24 protein-coding genes and 1 tRNA gene are annotated in these 23,535 nt (G+C 66.2%); 15 read left to right on the top strand and 10 right to left on the bottom strand.

Annotated elements, in window-relative coordinates; genetic code table 11:
- Positions 1-56: 56 nt before the first annotated feature.
- From OCGS_RS02595 to thpR, 3 genes are all read left to right on the top strand, one after another.
- Positions 57-1,274 (top strand): multidrug effflux MFS transporter, encoded by a 1,218-nt coding sequence (locus OCGS_RS02595; RefSeq protein WP_007425669.1) that lies wholly within the window; start codon positions 57-59, stop codon positions 1,272-1,274.
- Positions 1,275-1,364: 90 nt separating this feature from the next.
- Complete coding sequence (choX, locus tag OCGS_RS02590) at positions 1,365-2,288, top strand: choline ABC transporter substrate-binding protein (protein ID WP_007425668.1); 924 nt, start codon at positions 1,365-1,367, stop codon at positions 2,286-2,288.
- 9 nt (positions 2,289-2,297) lie between these two features.
- The gene (gene thpR / locus OCGS_RS02585; protein WP_007425667.1) at positions 2,298-2,849 is read left to right on the top strand and encodes an RNA 2',3'-cyclic phosphodiesterase; all 552 of its coding nucleotides are present in this window, start codon (positions 2,298-2,300) and stop codon (positions 2,847-2,849) included.
- 15 nt (positions 2,850-2,864) lie between these two features.
- Here the strand turns inward: thpR and OCGS_RS02580 are convergent, their stop codons facing one another.
- Entirely contained in the window at positions 2,865-3,653 is a 789-nt protein-coding gene (locus OCGS_RS02580; RefSeq protein WP_007425666.1) for an MBL fold metallo-hydrolase, read from the bottom strand.
- Positions 3,654-3,767: 114 nt separating this feature from the next.
- On the opposite strand from OCGS_RS02580, the gene choW reads away from it, so the two are divergent.
- The 3 genes from choW to OCGS_RS02565 all read left to right on the top strand — a co-directional run bounded on the left by choW (position 3,768) and on the right by OCGS_RS02565 (position 5,875).
- A complete protein-coding gene (choW, locus tag OCGS_RS02575; RefSeq protein ID WP_007425665.1) occupies positions 3,768-4,667 on the top strand; it encodes a choline ABC transporter permease subunit in 900 nt (299 codons plus the stop codon).
- Entirely contained in the window at positions 4,664-5,698 is a 1,035-nt protein-coding gene (gene choV, locus OCGS_RS02570) for a choline ABC transporter ATP-binding protein (protein ID WP_007425664.1), read from the top strand. Before choW ends, choV begins: the two co-directional genes overlap by 4 nt.
- A 102-nt stretch (positions 5,699-5,800) precedes the next feature.
- Positions 5,801-5,875: transfer RNA gene (locus tag OCGS_RS02565), tRNA-Gly, on the top strand.
- Positions 5,876-5,885: 10 nt separating this feature from the next.
- Here OCGS_RS02565 and OCGS_RS02560 read toward each other — a convergent pair.
- The 3 genes from OCGS_RS02560 to OCGS_RS02550 are packed head-to-tail and all read right to left on the bottom strand — an operon-like array spanning position 5,886 to position 8,723.
- Positions 5,886-6,449 (bottom strand): TadE/TadG family type IV pilus assembly protein, encoded by a 564-nt coding sequence (locus OCGS_RS02560; RefSeq protein ID WP_156800941.1) that lies wholly within the window; start codon positions 6,447-6,449, stop codon positions 5,886-5,888.
- Positions 6,449-8,155: a pilus assembly protein TadG-related protein gene (locus OCGS_RS02555; RefSeq protein ID WP_007425662.1), complete on the bottom strand. Its 1,707-nt coding sequence runs from the start codon at positions 8,153-8,155 to the stop codon at positions 6,449-6,451. The genes OCGS_RS02560 and OCGS_RS02555 overlap by 1 nt, the downstream gene beginning before the upstream one ends.
- Position 8,156: 1 nt before the next feature.
- Positions 8,157-8,723: a TadE/TadG family type IV pilus assembly protein gene (locus OCGS_RS02550; protein WP_007425661.1), complete on the bottom strand. Its 567-nt coding sequence runs from the start codon at positions 8,721-8,723 to the stop codon at positions 8,157-8,159.
- Positions 8,724-8,900: 177 nt separating this feature from the next.
- On the opposite strand from OCGS_RS02550, the gene OCGS_RS02545 reads away from it, so the two are divergent.
- Positions 8,901-9,818 carry an MBL fold metallo-hydrolase gene (locus OCGS_RS02545; protein WP_007425660.1) on the top strand — a complete coding sequence of 306 codons (918 nt, stop codon included), beginning with the start codon at positions 8,901-8,903 and terminating at the stop codon, positions 9,816-9,818.
- Here OCGS_RS02545 and OCGS_RS02540 read toward each other — a convergent pair whose 3' ends face one another.
- From OCGS_RS02540 to OCGS_RS02520, 5 genes are all read right to left on the bottom strand, one after another.
- Positions 9,819-11,228, bottom strand: coding sequence for a 3'-5' exonuclease (locus OCGS_RS02540; RefSeq protein ID WP_007425659.1), 1,410 nt, complete (start codon positions 11,226-11,228; stop codon positions 9,819-9,821).
- A 1-nt stretch (position 11,229) separates the two neighbouring features.
- Positions 11,230-11,748, bottom strand: a complete 519-nt coding sequence (locus OCGS_RS02535) for a hypothetical protein (RefSeq protein ID WP_007425658.1) — start codon at positions 11,746-11,748, stop codon at positions 11,230-11,232.
- A 19-nt stretch (positions 11,749-11,767) separates the two neighbouring features.
- Positions 11,768-13,573 (bottom strand): DUF294 nucleotidyltransferase-like domain-containing protein, encoded by a 1,806-nt coding sequence (locus tag OCGS_RS02530; protein WP_007425657.1) that lies wholly within the window; start codon positions 13,571-13,573, stop codon positions 11,768-11,770.
- A gap of 61 nt (positions 13,574-13,634) precedes the next feature.
- Entirely contained in the window at positions 13,635-15,413 is a 1,779-nt protein-coding gene (locus OCGS_RS02525) for a sodium:solute symporter family protein (protein ID WP_007425656.1), read from the bottom strand.
- Between the two features lie 6 nt (positions 15,414-15,419).
- Entirely contained in the window at positions 15,420-15,695 is a 276-nt protein-coding gene (locus tag OCGS_RS02520; RefSeq protein WP_007425655.1) for a DUF4212 domain-containing protein, read from the bottom strand.
- A 197-nt stretch (positions 15,696-15,892) separates the two neighbouring features.
- Between OCGS_RS02520 and OCGS_RS02515 the strand changes: the two genes are divergently transcribed.
- The 8 genes from OCGS_RS02515 (at position 15,893) to OCGS_RS02480 (ending at position 22,707) form a co-directional block, all read left to right on the top strand.
- Positions 15,893-16,384 carry a hypothetical protein gene (locus OCGS_RS02515; protein WP_420798909.1) on the top strand — a complete coding sequence of 164 codons (492 nt, stop codon included), beginning with the start codon at positions 15,893-15,895 and terminating at the stop codon, positions 16,382-16,384.
- Between the two features lie 51 nt (positions 16,385-16,435).
- The gene (locus OCGS_RS02510) at positions 16,436-17,626 is read left to right on the top strand and encodes a D-alanyl-D-alanine carboxypeptidase family protein (protein ID WP_007425652.1); all 1,191 of its coding nucleotides are present in this window, start codon (positions 16,436-16,438) and stop codon (positions 17,624-17,626) included.
- Positions 17,623-18,249 (top strand): dTMP kinase, encoded by a 627-nt coding sequence (tmk, locus tag OCGS_RS02505; RefSeq protein ID WP_007425651.1) that lies wholly within the window; start codon positions 17,623-17,625, stop codon positions 18,247-18,249. The genes OCGS_RS02510 and tmk overlap by 4 nt, the downstream gene beginning before the upstream one ends.
- Positions 18,242-19,336 carry a DNA polymerase III subunit delta' gene (locus tag OCGS_RS14965; RefSeq protein WP_040610397.1) on the top strand — a complete coding sequence of 365 codons (1,095 nt, stop codon included), beginning with the start codon at positions 18,242-18,244 and terminating at the stop codon, positions 19,334-19,336. Before tmk ends, OCGS_RS14965 begins: the two co-directional genes overlap by 8 nt.
- Positions 19,337-19,351: 15 nt before the next feature.
- Entirely contained in the window at positions 19,352-20,146 is a 795-nt protein-coding gene (locus tag OCGS_RS14960; RefSeq protein WP_007425649.1) for a TatD family hydrolase, read from the top strand.
- Positions 20,143-20,952: an MBL fold metallo-hydrolase gene (locus OCGS_RS02490; RefSeq protein WP_040610396.1), complete on the top strand. Its 810-nt coding sequence runs from the start codon at positions 20,143-20,145 to the stop codon at positions 20,950-20,952. The genes OCGS_RS14960 and OCGS_RS02490 overlap by 4 nt, the downstream gene beginning before the upstream one ends.
- Positions 20,949-21,878 carry an AEC family transporter gene (locus OCGS_RS02485; RefSeq protein WP_007425647.1) on the top strand — a complete coding sequence of 310 codons (930 nt, stop codon included), beginning with the start codon at positions 20,949-20,951 and terminating at the stop codon, positions 21,876-21,878. Before OCGS_RS02490 ends, OCGS_RS02485 begins: the two co-directional genes overlap by 4 nt.
- Before the next feature lie 151 nt (positions 21,879-22,029).
- A complete protein-coding gene (locus OCGS_RS02480) occupies positions 22,030-22,707 on the top strand; it encodes a histidine kinase dimerization/phosphoacceptor domain -containing protein (protein ID WP_083848177.1) in 678 nt (225 codons plus the stop codon).
- On the opposite strand, the gene OCGS_RS02475 is transcribed toward OCGS_RS02480, so the two are convergent.
- Positions 22,637-23,416, bottom strand: a complete 780-nt coding sequence (locus tag OCGS_RS02475) for a Crp/Fnr family transcriptional regulator (RefSeq protein ID WP_238538208.1) — start codon at positions 23,414-23,416, stop codon at positions 22,637-22,639. The two genes, OCGS_RS02480 and OCGS_RS02475, sit on opposite strands and share 71 nt — an antisense overlap.
- Positions 23,417-23,535 lie beyond the last annotated feature (119 nt).

Raw genomic sequence — 23,535 nt, 5'->3', positions numbered from 1 at the left:
GGCAAGACCGGCGGGCGGCGCTGGACGGGCCGGCGGGGCGGGGCTAGAGCGGCGGGATGGTCCAGCCGCCCGCCGCCCGCTTCCTCGATTCGCGCACGCCGCCCCACATCGCGACGCTGATCCTGGTCACGTCGCTGGGCGCGCTGTCGATGAACCTGTTCCTGCCGTCGCTGCCCAACATGACGCGCTATTTCGAGACTGAATACAGCGTCATGCAGATCGCGGTCGCGGGCTATCTGGCCGTCAACGCGCTGTTGCAACTGGTGATCGGGCCGATCTCGGACAGGTTCGGCCGCCGCCCCGTGCTTCTGGCATGCGTTGCGGGCTTCGTTCTGGCCTCGGCGGGTTGCGTGTTGGCCACCAGCGTCGAGGCGTTCCTTGCCTGCCGCCTGCTTCAGGCCGTCATCGTCGCGGGGCTGGTGCTGCCGCGTGCCGCGATCCGCGACATGGTTCCGCAGGCGCAGGCGGCGTCGATGATCGGCTGGGTCACGATGGGCATGTCGGTGGCACCGATGGTCGCGCCGGCGCTCGGCGGGGTGCTGGACGACGCGCTGGGATGGAAGGCGAACTTTGCCGCACTGGGACTGCTCGGGGTCGTGGCGTTCTGGCTGATCTGGCGCGACATGGGTGAAACGGCGACGATCCGGCGGGTGTCGTTCCGCAGCCAGATCGCCGACTATCCGGGGCTTCTGAGATCGCGACGCTTCTGGGGGTATTGCGCGACGGCGACCTTTTCCAGCGGCGCGTTCTTCGCCTATCTGGGGGGCGCGCCCTTCGTCGGCAGCCGCGTCTACGGCCTGTCGCCGGCGATGCTGGGCGCCTATTTCGGCGCGCCGGCCATCGGCTATCTGATCGGCAACGGCCTGTCGGGGCGTTATTCCGCGCGGCTGGGCATCAATCCGATGATCCTGGCGGGCACGCTGGTGACATCCGCGGGAATGGTGGCCGCGATCGCGGTCTTTCTGGCAGGGTTCGGAACGGCGGAAACCTTCTTCGGGTTCATGGTTTTCGTGGGGCTGGGCAACGGCCTGGTGCTGCCCAACGCGACGGCCGGAATGCTGTCGGTGCGACCGCAGCTTGCGGGAACTGCCAGCGGGCTTGGCGGCGCAATCACCATTGCCGGAGGGGCAGCGCTGTCGGCCCTCGCCGCCACGATGCTGGAACGCGGCGGCGGGGCCATTCCGCTGCTGGAGCTGATGGCCGTCACATCGCTGCTGTCGCTGGCCGCGATTGTCTACACCATCCGCCGCGACCGGACGCTGCCGGCCGGTTGACTGGCGCCCTGCCCCTGAAACCCCCGGCAGTTGACCCGATCAAGCCTGCTGTTACCTTTGCCGGCAATCATGAACAGGGAAGGAAACCATATGCTGCGCTCAACGATTGCCGCTTTGGCGCTTGCTGCCGGCACAGGCACCGCCGCCGCCGATTGCGAGGAGATCGTCTTTTCCGATGTCGGCTGGACGGACATCACCGCCACCACCGCCGTCGCGGCGACGGTGCTGGACGCGCTGGGATACGAGACCGACATCAAAGTGCTGTCGGTGCCCGTGACCTATACGTCGCTCGCCTCGGGCGACGTTGACGTGTTTCTGGGCAACTGGATGCCCACGATGGAAGCCGACATCGCCCCCTACCGCGAAGCCGGCACCGTCGACACTGTCCGCGCCAACCTGGAAGGCGCGAAATACACGCTGGCCGCCAACGCGGCGGCGGCAGAGCTGGGTATCGACGGTTTCGAAGATCTGGCGGCACATAGCGACGCCCTCGACAGCAAGATTTATGGCATCGAGCCCGGCAATGACGGAAACCGCCTGATCATCGAGATGATCGCCGCCGACGCCTTCGGTCTGGGCGATTTCGAGATCGTGGAAAGTTCCGAACAGGGCATGCTGGCGCAAGTGGCGCGCGCCGATCGCCGGGATCAGCCTGTCGTCTTCCTTGGGTGGGAGCCGCATCCGATGAACGCCGCGTTCGACCTGACCTATCTTGAAGGCGGCGACGACTGGTTCGGCCCCAATCTGGGCGGGGCGACCGTCTATACGAACACGTCGCAAGGGTTTGCCGAGCAATGTCCGAATATCGGGCAGTTCCTGAACAACCTCGAATTCACCCTGCAACTCGAGAACGAGGTCATGGCCGCGATCCTGGATGAAGGAAAGGGACCGCGCGCCGCGGCACAGGCGTGGCTCAAGGCCAATCCCGACGTGCTGGACGGCTGGCTGGACGGCGTCACGACCGAAGGCGGCGACGACGGTCTTGCGGCGGTGCGCGACAGTCTGGGCGTCTGACGCAAGGCAATGCGCGTCTTCGTCGCGATCGACCTGCCCGAAGACGCGCGGGACCATCTGGACCGGATCGCCGGCCTGCTGCCGGTGGGCCGGCACGTTCCGGCGGACGACATGCATCTGACGCTGGCGTTCCTCGCCGACGCGCAGCGTGACCTGCTGGCCGAAATCGACATGGCGCTGGACATGCTTCCGCCGCCGACCTTCGGCTTGCGCGTGGCAGGGCTGGACCTGTTCGGCCCGCAGGATGCACCGCGATCGCTGCATGCCGTCATCGACGGCGGCCCGCCCCTGATCGCCTTGCAGGCCAAAGTCGCCACGCTGGTGCGACGGGCGGGTGCCGATCTGCCCCACCGGCGCTTCGTCCCGCATGTGACGCTGGCGCGCTTTACACGGCACATGCCGCCCGACGATTTGGCGCGGCTCGGCCGTTTCCTTGCCGCAAGGGGCGACACGGCCTTCGGTCCTTTCGCTGCCGATGGCCTGTCGCTGGTTCAGTCCACGCTGATGCCGGACGGCCCCCGATACGACATTCTGGCCTGCTATCCCGAACGCACGATCTAAGCCCCGAACCGCCCGTCAGCCGCCGGCATACCAATCGGCCTGCCGCACCTCGACCTCGCTGTTCCTGTCGGCCAGCATCCGCGCGAATTCCTGCGGATCCTGCGTTCCGCTGTCACGGCCGCGATAGTGGTAGGGATAGACGTATTGCGGCGCGAACTCGGCCACCGCATCCGCCGCCTGTTCGGCATCCATCGTGAAGGGCAGGTTCATCGGCACGAACGCGATGAAGATGTCATCCAGCGCGCGCATCTCGTCCGTGCCTTCGGTGTCGCCGGCCACATAGACGCGGCGGCCGTCGATGTTCAGGACATAGCCATTGTCGCGCCCCTCGGGATGGAAGTCGAGCCGGCCTTCGGTGATGTTGTAGGCCGGAACGGCCTCGACGGTCATGCCCAGCACGTCGGTGCTGTCGCCGTTGGCCAGCTTCTGCGCCCCGACCTTCAGCGCCTCGGGCAGCATGTCGTAAACGGCGATATTGGCGACGATTTGCGTTGCGAGGTTTGACAGGGTCGTCAGCGTGTCGGGGTCGTAATGATCGGAATGTTCGTGCGTGATCAGGATCAGGTCCGGTGTGCCGAACCTGTCGTACCGCGCCGCATCGCCGACCGGATCGACGAAAATCGTCCCGGCGGGCGTTTCCATGACGAAACTGGCATGTTCGACGGGGTGAACGACAATCTCGCCGCTATCCGTTTCGTAGGTATCCCCGCCCTGCCCGTCCTGCGCCAGCGCTCGCCGGGGCGGAAGGGAACTTGCGCCCAAGACAGCCGCCCCAGCGGCTAGAAACATGCGGCGTGTCGTCATGGCTGTCTCCTTCGATGCGTGGTCGGGGACAAGGATAGCACGCGGTCGCGTCCTGTCATCAACCGCGGGCGCTTATGGCTTCACATCCCGCGCCGCTGCCGTCATTCTGCGCGGATGGACTGGCTGACCGAGAACAAGATCCCCGTGGGCAGGACCGCCCGCACCCTGTTCGACTGGCTTCAGGATTCAGGTGCCGCGGCCTTCGATTCCATCTCGATCTTCATGGAGGCGCTGATCGCCGGCCTGCTGGCCGTTCTTCAGCTTCCTCCCGGCATCGGCTGGCTGACGGGCGCGGACGGCTATGTGCCGCTCTATCCGGTCTCGTGGCATCCAGTCGTCGTCATCGCCGTTCTGACCGCGCTGACCTGGGTCTTGCAGCGGCGCTGGACAACCTGCCTGCTGGTGGTGCTGGGATTTCTGTTCATCATCAATCAGGGGTATTGGGAGGAGACGACCGAAAGCCTGACGCTGGTCATCAGCGCCTGCGTGGTCTGCATGGGCGTCGGCGTTCCGATCGGCATCGCCGTGGCCCATAGGCCGCGCCTGTATTCATGGATGCGTCCGGTTCTGGATCTCATGCAGACGCTGCCGACCTTTGTCTATCTCATCCCGGCCATCGTCTTTTTCGGCATCGGCATGGTGCCGGGCCTGATCGCCACCGTCATCTTCGTGCTGCCCGCCCCCATAAGGCTGACGCAACTCGGCATCGCCTCGACCCCCCGCCCGCTGGTCGAGGCGGCGCAGGCCTTCGGTGCCACCCGCAAGCAGCTTTTGTGGAAGGTCGAACTGCCAAGCGCGACGCCCCAGATCATGGCCGGGCTGAACCAGACCATCATGCTGTCGCTGTCGATGGTCGTCATCGCGGCGCTGGTCGGCGCGGACGGTCTGGGCGTGCCCGTGGTGCGCGCGCTGAACTCCGTCAACACGGCCTTGGGGTTCGAGAGCGGCTTTGTGATCGTCGTTGTCGCGATCATGCTGGACCGCATGCTGCGCGTGCCGGACCGCAAGCAATGAGCGACCCCGCCGTCATATTCGACCGGGTGTCCATCGTCTTCGGCGACGATCCGGGCCGCGCGCTGCCGCTGATGGATGCCGGGAAGGACCGGGCGGAAATCCAGCAGGAAACCGGCCAGGTCCTCGGCGTGCACGATTGTTCGCTGGCCGTCCCCAAGGGCGAGATGCTGGTTCTGATGGGCCTGTCGGGATCGGGGAAATCGACCTTGCTGCGCGCGGTCAACGGCCTCAACCCCGTAACGCGGGGCGAGGTGCGGGTGCGCGAGAACGGGCGCGAGGTCAGCGTGACCCATGCCGACCGGCAGACGCTGCTGCGCCTGCGACTGTCGCATATCGCGATGGTCTTTCAGCAATTCGGCCTGCTGCCCTGGCGCACGGTCGCGCAGAATGTCGGGTTGGGGCTGGAACTGGGCGGCATGAAGAAAAGCGCCCGGCGCGAGAAGGTTCTCGAACAGCTCGACCTGGTGGGGCTGGCGGATTGGGCCGACCGCAAGGTGGGCGATCTGTCGGGCGGGATGCAGCAGCGCGTGGGGCTGGCACGGGCCTTCGCCACCGACGCGCCGATCCTGCTGATGGACGAGCCGTTTTCGGCGCTCGACCCGCTGATCCGCACAAGGTTGCAGGACGAACTGGTCGATCTTCAGCGAAAGCTGGGGCGGACGGTGATCTTCGTCAGTCACGATCTGGACGAAGCCTTCAAACTGGGCGACCGTATCGCCATCATGGAAGGCGGTCGCATCGTTCAGCACGGCACACCGCGCGACATCTATCAGGCCCCCGCCAGCGAATACGTCGCCGAATTCGTGGCGCATATGAACCCGCTGGGCGTTCTGACGGCGCGCGACGTGATGCGCCGCGTCGAAGGCCCCGAGCCCGCGCTGACGGTCGGGGCCGATACCGTGATCCGCAAGGTCATGACGGAAATGGCGGAAACCGACGCGCCGATGGGCGTCGTCGAGGACGGTGCCGTGATCGGCCAGATCACGCGCCAATCCATCCTCGACCGGCTGGCCGCGCCGGGGCAGGCCTAGTCTACTATACGGTCCCGCGCTGCATCGGTTTTCCGGCGCGGTCGCTCAGATCCCCCTTGCAGCCGCCGATGGAGGATTGTACATCGCCCCCACCAAAAGGATGCGGGCGTAGCTCAGGGGTAGAGCATAACCTTGCCAAGGTTAGGGTCGTGAGTTCGAATCTCATCGCCCGCTCCATTTGGTTCCCTCAACAGGTCTCGGTCGCGGACGTCCCGTCGTTCTGCGAGTTCCAGCAAAGCCGTGCGGTTTGCCTGGGCCGGACGACGACGAAGTTTTCCAGCGTCATCGGGTCCAGCCCAAAATTCACCGGCGGACTGTAATCGGTGAAGGTTTCCAGCAGAATCATCTGGTCGCCATCCGCGATCAGCGGCAACCGGGCGCGCAGCGTGGCCGCTTGCAGGTCGGATTGTTGCAGGGCGCCGAGCGATCCGCTGGTTTTGGACCAACGCAACTGGTAATCCGCCGCGGCCTTGTTCCATCCGATGACCGATGTTCGGATGCGGGTGTCGAACCGGGCATTCGACAGAACCTTCTGCACGTTGTGAAGCGCAGTGAGGTATTCCGGCGTCACATAGCTTTTCTCGCGGCTCAGCATGTCGGAAATGGCATAGGCTGCGCGTTCGCTGTCGGAACTGCTGCGAAAGGCGTCGAAGAACACATACATGCCAAGCGTCGCCCAGATCAGCAGCGGAAAGACGATCACCGCCTCAAGCGACAGCGTCCCGGATTCGTCGCGCAGAAACCCGGTCATCATCTGGTCAGCCGCAATTCGGCGATCCGGCGGCCGATGACGGAAAATGCCTCCTCGATCTCGCGGTCCTTCACGTCGAAATAATAGCCGGGCTTGGACGCACAATCGGACATCAGCGTTTGGGCATCCTTGCTGGGTGCATTCATTGCGATGGTGTAGACTGCAATGCCCTGATTTCTTGCCAGGGAACAAAGCTGCAACAGCCGCGCCTTCGCTTTCGTGTTGTCGTTATAGCTGACATCAGGGGACCCGTAGATGGTCCATTCATCGCTGGAGAAAAAGGACTTGTTGGGTTCGAACACCATCGCCTTTACGCTGGCCAGGTGCAGGCGGTCGAAAACATCGGGATGATCGAGGCGGTTCAGCCCATTATGCGGACCCGTGCCGTTATCCGTGTTCGTCCAACGCCATTTGTCGCCCAAGGCCGTGTCCGGGTAATCGACCGGCCCCTTGCCCGCCTCGATATGATACCAGAGATCGGGCTGGGTGTCGTCCTGATTGCCTTTCTTGAGGCGCACGACCTTCTTGCCCCGCAGCAGCAGCGAATGACGGTTCGTCTTGGGATCGTAGAAGATGTTCGATGCGCCGCCGCGAAGCTCCTTTCTCAGGTTCTTGTCCGACACCATTTCGCCATCGGTCATCAGCACGACGACCTTCGACACGTTCTTGGGATCGTAGGAAAGCGGAAAACCCTTGAGCAGCGTCGCCCGGCCATCTTTGGCGACAGTATCGGTGACGGCGCTGCGCACGCTGGGATCGACCAGGGCCGTTCCCCATCTGAAGCCGATGTCGATGCCCGTCCGGCCATCGGCCGTCAGCCCGTTTATCGCGGCCAGCAGCGGCGCCCGAGCAGTGGCCCAGGGCAGGATCGCGTTCTTTTCTGTCCCGCCGGTCGGCGCCGCGCGGGGGCAGGTCGGCGTGGCGATCCTGTAAAGTCCCCCGCCGGAGGGATGCGGTTCCAGATCGGACCCCGACAGCGCCACATGTTCCAACTGGTCGATGGCGTCCGACGGCGGCAGGGCGAGTTTTGCGAAGACTTCGGGCTTGAAGAAGACGCAGTTCGAATAGCCGTGAAACCGATTGACCGTGAACCGCGACAGCAGGTCGCGTCCGACATTGACGGTCGTGGCATAGGGCACGATGGAGATCGCGGTCAGGCCATCGGCCGGGTCGACCTGGTTTTCCGGCATCACAAGCTCGACGAATTTTCGCGCGGCATTTTGCAGGTCGTTGATCCGCGACCCCCGCATGGACCCCGAAACGTCGAGGACCAGCGCGACCTCGAGATAATCCACAGCTTCCTCGGCCGTCGTCGTGGCGACAACCGGCAGCGTGTCGAGACCGACCAACCCGAGGAAGAAGGTCCGCTCCATCAGCTTGGCCGTCGCCGAAACCTGCCTTGCGCCCAGCGCGCTGGCGACCTTCACCTCGGTCAGATGCTGTTCCATCCCGGCCTTGGCCATGTAGTCGCGCAGCACGGTTTCGGGGTCGCGCTTCTGGTCGATCGCTGCGGCGGCAAGCACCGCGCGGTCGAGCGCCGCCTGCAACCGGACCCGGTCACGCTCTACCCGCATGAAATCGACGCCCAGACCGCCGACAATCAGCATCAGGACGAACATGTAAAGCGAGAAGATCGTGAAGCCGCCATCGGTGGACCGACCGAACCGGCCGAGCGCCGCCGTCAACAATCGCCATGCCTGTCCCATGTCAGGTCTCCGTCGGTTCGAGCACGAATGCGGAAAGCGTGACCACGGCAAAACCCGCCCCTTGGGACGTCACCAGTTTCTGGCCCAGCAACGATCCGGGCAGGATCGGATCGAACAGCGCGCAGACGCGCAACAGCATCAGCTGGTTCGACTTTCCGAAGACCACGGTGCGGTCGCCGCGGTCGGGGTCGCCGCGGTCGACACAATCGGGCGTGGTCGGCAAGGGGCGCCAGTCGCGTGGATCGACGCGGACCATCTCGACCTTCACGTCGGCCATGCAATTGCTCATCACGCTGACGTTCCGGCAGATGCTTTTCTTCAGTTCCGCGACGGTCGGCGCCGGTACCATGTTCAGCCGGATCTCGCGCACGGCCCTGTCCACGCCGTGTTCCAGCAGCATCTGCCGCGTCATGGTCACGCCGCTTTCGATGGCGACCAGCATGAGCGTCATGAAGACCGGAAACAGGATCACGAACTCGACCGTCGCCGATCCGTCGCGGTCCCGCAGGAACCTGCGGACCGGGCCGGGGCGCCGGGGCGCCTGGTGATCGACTGGCCGAAAAGACATGCCGCCTTCCCTTTCGCGGAAAAGTCCGCTGAACTCCGATATGTCCACCCCAATGCGGCGCAATTATGGCGACCGAGAGCCGAAACCGCCCCTTCGTCCCGTTCACGCCGGGACAGGCTGGCAAAACCGTCGCCGGGCGGCCATCTTCGAGCGGGAACGAAGACCGAGAGGTGCCCGATGTCCGACGACGACCTGAAGCAGCCCGTCATCCGCAAATCGCCCTCGCGCGGTGGAAACAGCCCGGATGTCTGGGGCATCTACGAACCCGATACCGGGTCGATCCAGTATGTCTGCGCCGACCCCGGATCGCGCGAGGCGGCGCTGATCGACGTCGTGTGGGATTTCGATCCGGGCAGCTATGCGTTTTCGACCGAAAGCTGCGATCAGGTGCTGAAGGTCGTCGCCGATAACGGTCTATCGGTGCGCTGGATCCTCGACACACATCCTCATGCCGATCACGTCATGGCTTCGGCGCTGCTTCGGCAGCGGACGGGCGCCCCCAACGCCATCGGCGCAAAGGTGCGCCAGATCGCCGGCATCTGGGCCGGGATTTACAACGCGCCGACACTGTTCGACCCGGATCGCGACTTCGACCGCCTGCTGGAGGATGGCGAGACGCTGCTCCTGGGTGCGCTGGCGCTGCGCGTGATGCTGTCGCCCGGCCATACGCTGGGCTCTGTCAGCTTCGTCTGCGGCGATGCGGCCTTCACGCATGACACGCTGATGCAGCCCGATTCGGGCACGTCGCGCACGGACTTTCCGGGGGGTAATGCGGCCGAGTTGTGGGAGTCCATTCAGAACATCCTGACCCTGCCCGACGACACGCGTCTGTTCGTGGGGCACGATTACGGCACGTCCGACCGGCACCGCCCCGAATGGGAGGCGAGCGTGGCAGACCATCGCGCCAACAACATCCATGTGCGCGAGGGCACGGATCGCGCCGACTGGATCCGCCGCCGGAAGGAGCGCGACGCGACGCTGCCCCTGCCCGACCGGATGCTGGCCGCGTTGCAGATCAATCTGCGCGGCGGGCGCTTGCCGGATGCCGAAGCCGACGGCCACCGCTACCTCAAGCTGCCGGTGGATCGCTTCTAGTCACGCCTTGGCGTCGGCCTGGCGGTTTGCGTCGGGCAGCAGGCGTTCGTGACGGCGCATGGCCGTCACCGCGTCGCCGAAGGTGCGGATATTCTGCGCTTCCAGCATCGGGATCAGTCGCAGCAGGACAGTGGCCGTCGCGATCGCATCGCCCAAGGCCGTATGCCGGGCAGAACCGTCGATGCGCACGTTCAGACGCTCGGCGATGGCGTCCAAAGTATGCGTTTCGGCCTGTCCGAACAGGGCCGCCGACAGAAGCACCGTGTCGAGCACCGGGTTGTCGAAGGCCAGGCCCAGCCCCTCCTCGCGCCGGCGCAGGAAGGCCAGATCGAACGGCGCATTATGCGCCACCAGCACCGCATCGCGGGCGAAATCATGGAAACGCCGCAGGGCGGTTTCGACATCGGCCGCGTCGCGGACCATGTCGTCCGTTATGCCGTGAACGCGGGCAGACAGGGGGGGAATGGGGCGGCCGGGATTGACCAGCATGTCGAACCTTTCGCCCGGCACGACCGTCCCGTTCAGCACCCGCACCGCGCCGATCTGCACGATCTCGTCCCGCGCGGTATCGAGGCCGGTGGTCTCGGTGTCGAAGATCACGCAGGCGAGTTCCGACAGCGGCGTTTCGCCGACGCTGCCGCGCAGATGGCCGGCATTGACGTCGAACTCGAACACCAGCGGTCGTTCGGCGACGACGTCGTCCTCCACCTCCATCGCCAGCATATAGCCGCGCCCCTGCGCCGCGGGCCGGATCCGCGTCGCCACGACCGTCCGGCCGTCGCGCAGCAGCAGATCGACATCGGCAAAGCTGCGTTCGTCCAGCAACTCCAGCGCCGCGCGCAGGGAATCGCGGTCGAACCAGTCATGGACCGACCGGCCCAGACACAGCGCCGAGACATGGCCGAGGACATGGACGCATTGACGGTCGTAAAGGCGGATGCGGTCCCGTTCGTCCACTACCATGATGGCCACGGGGATCTCGGACAGGATCGCGGCCAGATGGGCGTTGTCGGCTGCCATCCTGCGCGTCTGGTCCGCAAGGCGGGTCGCGGCGCGCGCCTCGGCCTGGGCAAGCTGCGCGCAGATCGCGGCGGCGGCGGGCCCCAGATCCCCCAGATGCCGGACCGGCCCCGAATCCAGATCCGCGACCACCCCGCCATGCGCCCGCGCGCGCAGCCCTGCCGCCAGCCGCGTGACGCCTTTCGCCACATGTTCGTCGAACAGCAGCCAGACCAGCATCGTGACCAGCGCGATCCCGAATGCCGACATCGCGCCGGCCGACAGCAGCGCCGGCAAAGCCTCGGGCATTCGGCGCCAAGCGAGCCAGGCACCCAGCCCAACCGCGGCGATCGAGGCGGCGGCGACCAGAAGGAAGAAGGCGAAAATCCTCAGCCGCAAGCCCGCGCGCATGTCATCCCCCTTCGCAGACCGCTGCCGCCACCGCATCGTCGGGCGCAAGGCTGCGCCAGGCGTGTTCGGCGACGATCCCGTCCTCGCCCATCGCGTCGGCAGAGGTCAGATCGGCGCGCCGCCGACCCGCGCAATCGAAGACCGCCCGCATCCGGCGGGTCGGCGTCCAGCGACCGAAAACATAGAGGTTCGCCAGGCGTTGCCCCTCGGCCGCATCGTTGCGCAGAATGCCGGCCCGGTCCACCGCGATGAAGCCATCGACGAAGGGCACCGCATAGGTCCAGGGCCGCCAGAAGGCGCGGTTCTGCCGCTGGCTCGCCACCTCCACTCCTTGCGGGAGGGCGGCCTCGGTCCGTGGAAACCACGAATATTCCAGCGAAATCGACACGGCCAGCATCGCGGCGCCGGCGACCACGGGCATCAGCCAGCGCGGCAGAGGCGGCACGATCCGCCGCACCAGCAGCACGACGCCGCCCGCCCCGACGCCTGCCGTGATCACGGCGACAAGCTCCAGTATCATCGGGGCGCCGTCGGCAGCGTCACGGGATGCCCCTTCCCTGCGCCGCCGCGGCCTGCATCGTGCGGACCACGACAAAGGCATCGCGCAGATGGCTGCGCTCGAACTCGCTCAGATCGGCGGGCGCCATGAAGTTGTCAGGCGCCTGCCCGGCCCTGACCTGCGCCGCCTGATGATCCAGCCGTGTCGCGGCGATCAGGTCGTAGGCATCCAGAAGATCGCGCCCCCCGCTGTCGGAAATGACCCCCGCCTCGCGCGCGGCGGCGATCCGCGCGCGGGTGCCCACATCGCCGATCCGCCCGCGCAAGGCATAGATACGGCCCAGGTCGACGACCGGAACGACGCCGTTCATCTTCAGGTCGATCCGGGCACGGTGTTCGCCCGACCGCACCGTGGCAAGCCCGCGCCAGATGTTCAGCGGCGGCGCATGCGACAGCGAATTGGACACCATATGCGCCACGAAGATCGAATTGCGCGATGCCGCCTCCAGCGTTTCGGCCTGAAGTCCGGCGAACAGGCTGCGGTCGCCGCCGATGGGGCGCAGGTCGAACATGACCGAGGCCAGCATCTGCGCCATCGGATCCGGCGTGGCGATCCACCCCTGGAAATAGCGCCGCCAGACGCGCACCGGCTGACGCCAGCGCGGGTTGGTCGCCATCATGTCGCCCGGACAGAAGACATAGCCGCAGCGGTCCAGCCCTTCGGATACGAACCGCGCCAGTTCCGCGAACCACGAATCGTCGGCATCGGTCGCGTCGTCGGACAGCATCAGCACGTTGTCCTGATCCGACCGGCCCGTCTGTTCCTGCCGGCCCTGGCTGCCGCAGGCAAGCCACAGATAAGGCACCGGGGGCGGGCCCAGCCGGGCCTCGGCCAAGGCCAGCAGGCGGCGTGTGACGGCATCGGCAACGTCGGTGATCAGCCGCGTCACCGTGTCGTGCCGGCTGCCCGCCGCGACAAGCTGCGCAAGAAGCTGGGGGATACGGGCGGTGATCCGGGCCAGCGCCTCGGTATCGGGCGCATGGGCGGCATCGCCGATGATCTGGGCCGAGGTATCGGCCTGAAACCGGGTCAGGTCGGTCTGGGTGACGATCCCGACAAGACCGCCCGCCCCGACGATGGGCACATGGCCGATGCCGCGCTCCATCATCAGATGCAGCACGTCCGACCCGATGGCATCGGGCGGCAGGGTCACGGGATCGCGCGTCATCACGCGCGCGACGGGGGACTGGGCATCCAGCCGTTCGGCCACGACGCGGTTGGACACGTCGCGCACCGTCAGGATGCCTTGCAAAGTGCCGTCCTCAACCACCATCAGCGATGAAATGCGGTCGTCCCGCATCAGCCGCGCGGCGTCGCAAAGCGGCAGATCGGGGGCGATCGTCCGGGGTCGGGCGGTCATCAGCGTTTCGACCCGCGTCTCGGCCAAGGCCGGCCGGCGAACGGGCGCGCCGCGCTGGCGGCTGAAAAAGGCATGCAGGGCCGGATCGCCGTCCGTCAACGCCCTGAACCGGGCGGCGGGCAGCAGCAACAGTTTCGTCGGCGCAATCGCATGGACGGTGGTGGCGGCAAGGCCGTCGCGGATCAATCCGCGTTCGCCGAACGTATTGCCTGCGGTCAGCGACGACAGCCGCGCGCCAGAGGCATCCGTCACCTCGACCGCGCCGGATCGCAGCACGTAAAGTCCGTCAAGCGGCTCGCCTATGCGGAAAACGGTATCGCCGGGCGCGAATTGCCGCGTCTCGAACGACGAGGCGACATCGGCCAGGCGGTCTTCGGGCAGACGGTTCCACGGCGGCACATCGGCAAGAAAATCGCGCATGGTCATCGTGGACGGTCCGCTATTGCGGTCCCCACCCGCCGGGGCGGATGGGGACGGGATCGTTGGGTCAGTGGGCCGTCGCCGCCCCGGCGCCGCGCGGAACGCGGACGCTTTCGACCAGCTCCTTGATATGCTCGGGCGTCGGGCTGGTGCTGCGCGCCACGATGAAGGCGACGATGAAGTTCAGGATCGCCCCCACCGCGCCGATGGCCGTGGACTGGATGCCCAGCAGCGACCCGGTCAGCGTATCCTCGAACTGGTTGGTGCCGGGGATGAAGAACCAGCCCTTGTGCAGGAAGATGTAGACCACCGTGAAGATCAGGCCGGTCAGCATCCCCGCCACGGCGCCCGAATTGTTGATGCGCGTGGAAAAGATGCCCATCATCAAGGCCGGGAAGATCGTCGCCGCCGCGATCCCGAAGGCCAGTGCCACGGTCTGCGCCGCAAAGCCCGGCGGGTTCAGGCCCAGCCACGTCGCCACCGCGATCGCCACCGCCATCGAGATCCGGGCGGCCAGCAATTCCCCCTTTTCCGAGATGTTGGGATTGATCGACGCCTTGATCAGGTCGTGGCTGACCGCCGACGAGATCGCAAGCAGCAGCCCCGCCGCCGTGGACAGCGCCGCCGCGAGACCCCCCGCCGCGATCAGCGCGATGACCCAGCCGGGAAGCTGCGCGATCTCGGGGTTGGCCAGCACCAGGATGTCGTTGTTGACGGTCAGCTCGTTGCCCTCCCAGCCGCGCGCAGCGGCCGCTTCGGCAAAGGCGGGGTTGGCTTCGTTGTAGTATTCGATCCGGCCGTCGCCGTTCTTGTCCTCGTAGTTGATGAGGCCGGTGACTTCCCAGTTGCGGATCCAGTCGGGCCGCTCGTCATAGGCGATGGGCTCGGCCGAGACGCCGTTGGGATAGATCGTATCGACGATGTTCAGCCGCGCCATCGCGCCCACGGCGGGGCAGGTCAGGTAAAGCAGCGCGATGAAGACCAGCGCCCATCCCGCCGACCACCGCGCATCGGCCACGCGCGGCACGGTGAAGAAGCGGATGATGACGTGCGGCAGGCCTGCCGTGCCGATCATCAGCGACAGCGTGAACAGCACCATGTTCATCACCGCCAGCGGCGATCCGTCCTGCCCAGTATAGGAGGTGAAGCCCAGCTCCTGCACCACTTCGTTCAGCCGCGACAGCAACGGCTCTCCGGTCGGGGTGTAGTCGCTGAACAGGCCCAGCGGCGGCAGCGGATTGCCGGTCAGTTGCAGCGAGATGAAGATCGCCGGGATCGTATAGGCGACGATCAGAACGACATACTGCGCCACCTGCGTATAGGTGATGCCCTTCATGCCGCCCAGAACCGCATACATGAAGACGATGGCCGCGCCGATATAGAGCCCCGTTTCGTTCGACACTTCCAGAAAGCGCGAAAAGGCGACGCCCGCGCCGGTCATCTGCCCGATGACATAGGTGGTGGACGCGATGATGAGGCAGATCACCGCCACCAGACGCGCGCCCGAACTGTAGAACCGGTCGCCGATGAATTCGGGCACGGTGAACTTGCCGAATTTGCGCAGATAGGGCGCCAGCAGCAGCGCCAGCAGCACATAGCCGCCCGTCCAGCCCATCAGATAGGCGCTGGCCGGATAGCCCGCGAAGGCGACGATGCCGGCGAGCGAAATGAACGACGCGGCCGACATCCAGTCGGCGGCGGTCGCCATGCCGTTCATTACCGGATGCACGCCGCGTCCGGCGGCATAGAATTCGGCCGTGGTTCCGGCCCGCGCCCAGATGGCGATGCCTATATAAAGCGCGAAACTGGCGCCCACGACCAGCAGGTTGAGGGTATACTGATCCATGATGCCTTATTCCTCCTCGACGCCGAAATCGCGGTCGAGCTTGTTCATGCGCCAGGCGTAGAAGAAGATCAGCGCGAGGAAGACCAGGATGCTGCCCTGCTGCGCGAACCAGAAGCCCAGATCCGTCCCGCCGATGCGGATGCCCGACAGCAGCGGGCGCAGCAGGATGCCGAAGCCGAAGCTGACCAGCGCCCAGATGGCGAGGCAGATATAGATGAGGCGCAGGTTCGCCTTCCAGTATCCTGACCCGTCTGTGCGGGCTCTTGTGTGGGTGTCAGCCATAGGGCCGGTCTCCTCCCGATATGTTGGTGCTTCGGTCAAAGCACCCTTCACGAATCGTTGCAACGCTCGTGAACGCTAACGCGCATATGGGCAGGGAACTGCGCGCCTTTCGCCGCAATTCGCCCGCCCGGATCCGCTTTTCGCGGTGGACGGGGCGATGTAAGACATGCGGCGGGTGAAAGTTGCGGGGACGACCGATGACGGATGAGAGCAGGGGCGCGAGACGCAAGGCATGGGCTGCCGGCCTGGGTATCGTGCTGCTTGCCGCGGGTTGTCAACCGGTCGGAAACAGCGCGCAAATCGCCGACACCCCGCGCGCGACGGCCGCGACCCAATCCGTCGATGTGGAAGCGCCCGATGTCTTTCGCGCGGAAGCGCAGGGCCTTTGGGACGGGCGGCCGTCCCTTGGCGGCACCTGGGTTGCCTATCCGGGCGTCGCCACGCCCGAACGGGTGGTGATCCGCAATACCGAAACGGGCAAATCGGTGAACGGCGCCCTTTTCCGGCGCGAACGGGAAAATCCCGGCCCGCCCTTCCAGGTCAGTTCGGACGCCGCCGATGCGCTGGGAATGCTGGCCGGCGCGCCCGCGCCGCTGATTGTCACCGCCTTGCGCCGCGAAGCGCCTGATCCTGCCGAGGTTTCGACCGATACCGTCACCACCGAAACCCTGGCCGACGATGAAGGCTAATCCGCGACCCTGCGGGCAGACCCAACCATTCCGATCGCGAAAGGAAACGCCATGATCCTCCGCCTTGCCCTGGCGCCAGTTCTGGCGCTGATGCTGGCCGTGCTGCCCGCGCAGGCCGCGTTCGAAACGCGCGCTTCCGCCGCTTGGGTCTATGACCTGACGACGGATACCGTTCTGCTGGCCAAGAACGCCGAAACGCCCTTGCCGCCCGCGTCGATGTCCAAGCTGATGACGCTGAACATGCTGTTCGAGGCGTTGCGCGACGGACGCGTGGACATGGACACGCGGTTCGGCGTCTCGTCCACCGCGCGCGCGATGGGCGGATCGACCATGTTCCTCAACGAACGCGACCGCCCCACCGTCGAGGAGCTGATCCAGGGCATCGTCGTCATGTCGGGCAACGATGCCTGCGTCGTGGTGGCCGAGGGGCTGGCCGGATCCGAGGAAGCGTTCGCGCGGATGATGAACCAGCGCGCCGCCGATCTCGGCATGAACGATTCGCACTTCGTCAACTCGACCGGCTGGCCTGCCCCCGAACACCGCATGTCGATGCACGATTTGGGGCTTCTCGCGACGCGGCTGATCACAGAATTTCCCGAATATTACGGCTATTTCGCGGAAAAGGAATTCGCCTGGGACAACCGCGCGCCGCAGAACCGCTTCAACCGCAACCCGCTGCTCAAGCTTGGCATCGGGGCCGACGGGCTGAAGACCGGGCACACGCAGGAAGCCGGTTACGGTCTTGTCGGATCGGCCGCGCAGGGCGACCGGCGGATCATCTTCGTCATTACCGGCCTGCCCACCGACACGGCCCGCGCCGAGGAAGCCGAAAGCATCGTCAACTGGGCCTTCCGCCAGTTCGTGCAGAAACAGGTCGTCAGGCAGGGGCAGCCCATCGCCACGGCGTCCGTCTGGCTGGGCGAAAGCGACAGCGTCGGCCTGGTCGCGGCGCGCGACGCGGCCCTGCTGATCCCCGCGCTGGAACAGGGCGGCATCAGCGCCGAGGCGACCTATCTCGACCCCCTGCCCGCTCCGCTGGAGGCCGGTCAGGAAGTCGGCACGCTGACCATCAGCCTGGCCGGGCTGCCCGATACGACAGTGCCGCTGCTGGCCGAGAACGCCGTGCCGGTCGGCGGGTTCGTGCCGCATCTGCGCACGGCGGCCGAGGTTCTGATGGCGCGCGCGCTGCGGGACCGTGCCGCCGACGCGCCCGCCGAGACGCCCGCGGTCCCGGCCGAGTGAGCGGCCGCGGCCTGTTCGTCAGCTTCGAGGGCATCGACGGATCGGGCAAGACGACGCAGGCCCGCCTTTTGTCCGACGCGCTGCGCCGGACCGGGCGCGACGTTGTGCTGACGCGCGAACCGGGCGGATCGGACGGGGCCGAGCAGATCCGCCGGCTGGTGCTGAACGGCCCTGCCGAACGCTGGTCCGCCGAGACGGAACTGCTGCTGTTCACCGCCGCCCGCCGCGACCACCTGGAGCGCGTCGTCTGGCCGGCGCTGGATCGCGGCGCGACCGTCATCTGCGACCGCTTCGCCGACAGCACCCGCGTCTATCAGGGCACCACACGCGGCGATCTGCGGCAAACCGTGGATCGGCTGCACGAACTGACGATCGGCACCGAGCCTGACCTGACCTTCCTGGTGGACATGGATCCGGTCGCGGCCCTTTCCCGTGCTGATGCGCGCGGCGGCGAATCGCGGTTCGAAAGCATGGGCGCCGCGATGCAGACCCGCATGCGCGCGGCTTTCCTCGACCTCGCAAAGTGTCATCCCCGGCGCATCGTGGTCATCGACGGCAACCGCCCGGCCGATGCTATCGCGCAGGACGTGTTTGCCGCTTTCCGGGGTCGAAGCCTTGGCTGATCCCGTCGAATACGAACCCGACCGTGTCGCCGGTGTGCCCCATCCGCGCCACACCGTCCGGTTGCTGGGCCAGCAAACCGCCGAACGCGCGTTCCTGTCGGCCTTCATCGGGGATCGGCTGCACCATGCCTGGCTGATCACCGGGCCGCGCGGCGTCGGCAAGGCCACGTTTGCCTGGCGGCTGGCGCGCTTCCTGCTGGCGGCCCCGCAATCCGCCGAAACCCTCGACATCGCTGACGATCATCCGGTCGCATCGCGCATCGCCGCCTTGTCGGAACCTCGGCTTTTCCTGCTGCGGCCGGGCGCGGATCCCCGCACCGGGACGCTGCGCCGCGATATCACGGTGGACCGTGCCCGCGCGCTTAAATCCTTTTTACAGATGTCCAGCGCCGATGGGGGACGCCGCGCGGTCATCGTGGACAGCGCCGATCAGTTGAACGTGCAGGCTGCCAACGCCATCCTCAAGCTGCTGGAAGAACCGCCTGCCGATACGGTCTTCTTTCTGGTCAGCCATGCCCCTGCCCGCCTACTTCCGACAATCCGCTCGCGCTGCCGGGTGCTGCGATGCGGGCCGCTGAACGCATCCGACATGGCCGATGCGCTGAAGGCGGCCGGTCTCGATCCGGGCGGCGACGGTCCGGTTCTGGCGCAGCTTGCCGCCGGGTCGGTGGGCGAAGCGGCGCGGCTGCTGCAAGAGGACGGACCGGCCATCTATGCCGACCTCGTGGCGCTTTTCGCTGACGACGGAATAGACCGCCCCCGGCTGCTGAAACTGGCCGATGGCCTTGCCGGGGCCGCCAACGCGGCGCGCTTCGATGCGCTGGTGCGGCTGATCGACCTGCTTCTGGCGCGGTTGGCGCGGCAGGGGGCGGGGATCGCGCCCGACGCCGAAGCTGCGCGGGGCGAGGCGGGGATGCTGAAACGGTTCGCACCCGATGCCGCCGCCGGGCGGGCCTGGGCGCAGGTGCAGCCGCAGATCGCCGGGCGGCTGGCGCATGGCACGGCGGTCAACCTTGACCCTTCGGCGCTCATCCTCGATACGATCCTGACGATGGACGAGACCGGCCGCGCGATCCTGCGGACCTGATCCGCAAGGCATTCTATGATCACTTTGACCGACAGCCATTGTCACCTCGACTTCCCCGATTTCGACGGCATTCGGGACGATGTGGTTGCGCGCGCCGTGGATGCCGGGGTGCGGCGGATGGTGACGATCTGCACCCGCCTGCACGACGCCCCGAAAATCCGTGCAATCAGCGAGGCTTACGATCCGGTCTTCTGGGCCGCAGCGACCCATCCGATGAGCGTCGCCAAGGATCCGATGGCCGGCGTGGACCAGCTTGTCGAACTTGCGTCGCATCCCAAGATGGTCGGGATCGGCGAGACGGGGCTGGACTACCACTATACGTCGGACAGCGCCGAGGCGCAGAAGGAAAGCCTGCGCATCCATATCGAGGCCGCGCGCCGCACCGGGTTGCCGCTGATTGTCCATGCGCGCGACGCCGACGACGACATCGCGCGGATCCTGACCGACGAGCATGACGCGGGGGCGTTTTCCTGCGTGATGCATTGTTTCTCCTCGTCGGAGGCGCTGGCGCGCGCGGCGCTGGACCTCGGATTCTACCTTTCGATCTCGGGCATCGCGGCGTTCCCGAAATCGGGGGTCTTGCGCGACATTTTCGCCGCCGCGCCACGCGATCGGCTGCTGGTCGAGACGGATAGCCCCTATCTGGCCCCGCCGCCCCATCGCGGCAAACGCAACGAACCTGCCTTCACCATGCTGACCGCCGGGATCGTGGCCGAGCATCTGGGGCTCGACCTGGCCGCGCTTGCGGCAGCGACCGAAGCCAATTTCGACCGTCTTTTCAACAAGGCAGCCGCGTGGCGGCCCGCATGACCGACACGCTGCGCTTTACCGTCCTGGGATGCGGATCGTCGGGCGGGGTGCCGCGGCTGGGCGGGCTGTGGGGCGATTGCGACCCGGCCGAGCCGCGCAACCTTCGCCGCCGCTGTTCGATGCTGGTGGAACGAATCGGCCCCGACGGCACGACGCGGGTGTTGATCGACGCGTCGCCGGATTTGCGCGCGCAACTGCTGGATGCGGGGGTGGGGGTGCTGGATGCGGTGCTTTTCACCCATTCGCATGCCGATCATTGCCATGGGATCGACGATCTGCGGATGATCGTCTTCAACACGGGCGAGCGGCTGGCGGTCTGGGCCGACCATTTTACCCGTAAGGCATTGGAACAACGGTTCGATTACGTTTTCGTCACGCCGGAAGGGTCGTCCTATCCCCCCATCCTGCAAATGAACGAGATTGCCGGGCCGGTGCGCGTAAGCGGCAAGGGTGGCGAAATCGTGGCCGCGCCTTTCACGGTCGGACATGGCGGAATCGACGCGCTGGGGTTTCGGATCGGCGGGCTGGTCTATCTGCCCGATGTCGCGACGATGACGGACGCGGCCTGGAAAGCGCTGGAAGGCCTGGATATTCTGGTCATCGACGCGCTGCGGCGCAAGCCGCATCCGACCCATTCGCATCTGGCGCAGACCCTGGACTGGATCGCGCGGGTCGAACCGGAGCGGGCAGTCGTGACGAACATGCATGTCGATCTGGATTACCGGACGCTGCTGGACGAGTTGCCGGAGGGGGTGGAGCCTGCCTTCGACGGAATGGTGCTGACCCTGCCCGCGCCTGCCGATTGAGCGCGCTTCTGGACGTCATCCTGCCGGTCTTTCTGGTGATCGGTTTCGGCTACCTTGCTGTCTGGAAAGGGTTTTTCAGCGACAGCGGGGTGGACGGGCTGATGAAGTTCACGCAGAACTTCGCCATTCCCTGCCTTTTGTTCCAGTCCATCGCGACGCTGGATCTACAGGCCGGGTTTCCGGCGCCGTTGCTGGCCAGCTTCTATCTGGGGGCGGCGTCGGGGTTCGTGGCGGGGCTGCTGGGGGGGCGGCTGATCTTCGGGCGGTCGTGGGCGGACAGCGTAGCCATCGGATTTTGCGGGCTTTTTTCCAACTCGGTGCTGCTGGGTCTGCCGATCACGGAACGCGCTTTCGGCGACGGGACGCTGCAATACAACTATGCCATCATCGCGATGCATGCGCCGTTCTGCTATCTGGTGGGCGTCACCGCGATGGAGCTGGTCCGGTCGGGGGACGAGCCGCTGAAATCGTTGCCGATCAAGGTGTTGCGGGCCATGTTTCGCAATGCGCTGGTGATCGGGATCGCGCTGGGGCTGGCGGTGAACCTGACAGGGCTGCCCCTGCCCGGCATCGTCGCGGATGCGCTGGATCTGATCGTTCGCGCGGCCCTTCCGGCCGCCCTGTTCGGGCTGGGCGGGGTGCTGGTTCGTTATCGGCCCGAGGGGGATATGCGTGTCATCCTGTGGGTTTGCGGGGTATCGCTGATCCTGCATCCGACGGTTGCATTCGGGCTGGGAACGGCGATGAAGCTCTCTGTAGAACAATTGCGCGCGGCGGTTCTGACGGGGGCGATGGCGCCTGGGGTCAACAGCTATATCTTTGCCAACATGTATGGCGCGGCCCGGCGCGTGGCAGCGTCGGCGGTGCTGATCGCCACGGTGCTGAGCATCGGCACGGTGTGGATCTGGCTGCTGATCCTGCCCTGAAACGTACAATTTGTACATCTCAACGCCCGAAACGTACAACTCGGCAGCATATGGCCTGTCCGTTCGATTTCGTACTTTACTCGCCGTTGAGGAGACGGCTAGCTAATCATTAACGTTGTATCAATCTGGCCCGTTGTCTGGAGGGACGCAGATGCCGCATTCGAGCGTCGCCCGAAATTTGGAAGCCGAGTTGGAAGCCTGTCACGCCAGGTTGGCGGAACAGGCGCGCGAACGGGGCGAGGTCGATCACCGGATCGCCAACGGCCTGCAACTGGCGGCGAGCATGCTGGCGATGAAGCGGCGCGAGGTTGCCGACAGCGAGGCGCGGGCGGCGCTGGTCGAGGCGGAAACCCGACTGAAGGCGATGTCGCGGTTCCACATGCATCTGGCGCGGCTGAACGACCGGGGGCCGCTGGATCTGGGCGCGCTGCTGGACGAGCTGGGGTCGGTAATGGGGTCGGCGGCCGGCACGGTGCTGAGCCTGCGGTCGCGGCCCGTGGTGGTGCGCGCGTCGGTGGCGATCAAGCTGGTGGTGCTGGTGAACGAACTGGTGCTGAACGCGGCCAAGCACGGGCGCGAGGATGGCGGCAAGGTGAACATCGTCGTCTCGATCCTTCCGGTCGGGGCGCGGCGGCTGATGCTGTCGGTGATGGACGACGGCGCGGGGCTGCCCGAGGGGTTCGACATCGCGTCCTGCAACGGGATGGGGCTGAAGATCGTGCAGGCGATCCTGGAAGAGCTTGACGGAACCATCGGCGTCATTCCGACGGATCGGGGCGCCTGCTTCCGGGTTGACTTGCCTCTCGAAATGATCCCTCGAATCGCATGAGGCGCATGTATTCGCGTTCGGCGCGGCCGTAGCTGCCGGCGGCGGCCTGTTCCAGACCGTCGCGATCCTCGACCCGGATCCGGCCGCGCATGGCACGGATCAGGCCGCGGCGTTCCAGTGTCTGAAGCGCCACGGTGACGCCGGGCCGCCGGACGCCCAGCATGACCGAGATGAAATCGTGGGTGAGCGTCAGAACGTCGTCCTCGGTCCGGTCGTGGCACATGAGCAGCCAGCGGGCGAGCCGTTCTTCCAGCGTGTTGCGACCGTTCGACAGCGCGGTCTGCGACATCTGGACGATGGAGGCCTGAACATAAAGCAGCATCCGTTCGCGCAGGGCGGCGCATTCGGACGCCGCGCGGCGCAGGGTGTCGGACGGCATGCGGAAGCCCCGGCCGGGCACCTGCATGTAGGTTTCGTTCGGGGTGCGGTCGGCGCCCAGAAGGACGGCGGCGCCCGACATGCCGTCGCGGCCGTAAAGCGAAACCTCGATCCGGTGATCGCCGACGCCGCGCGCCACGGTCGAGGCGACGCCGGTGATGGGGAAATAGGCATGGTCGATGGGCCGGCCGGCCAGTTCCAGCGGCATCCGGCGCGTCAGTTCGACGGGTTCGAGGTGGGCTTTCAGAACGCCCAGCGTCGAGGGCGGAAGATCATGAAGGATCAGGTTCCGCGTCAGGTCCGAGTCGCTGGAAGAAACGTTCTGTGGCACGACAGGCCCGCCGGATCGTTGGTGGGCAAGGGCGCGCGCCGAACCCCTGGCACCCGCGCCCGGAAAGCGTGCGGATACTGTCGTCAGCTAACATATTGGCAATATTCGATTACAGAAGC

The organism is Oceaniovalibus guishaninsula JLT2003, from assembly GCF_000299575.1.
Lineage (GTDB): Bacteria > Pseudomonadota > Alphaproteobacteria > Rhodobacterales > Rhodobacteraceae > Palleronia > Palleronia guishaninsula.
Note: the sequence above shows the minus strand (reverse complement) of the source record. Positions and strands in the feature narration are given on the sequence as shown.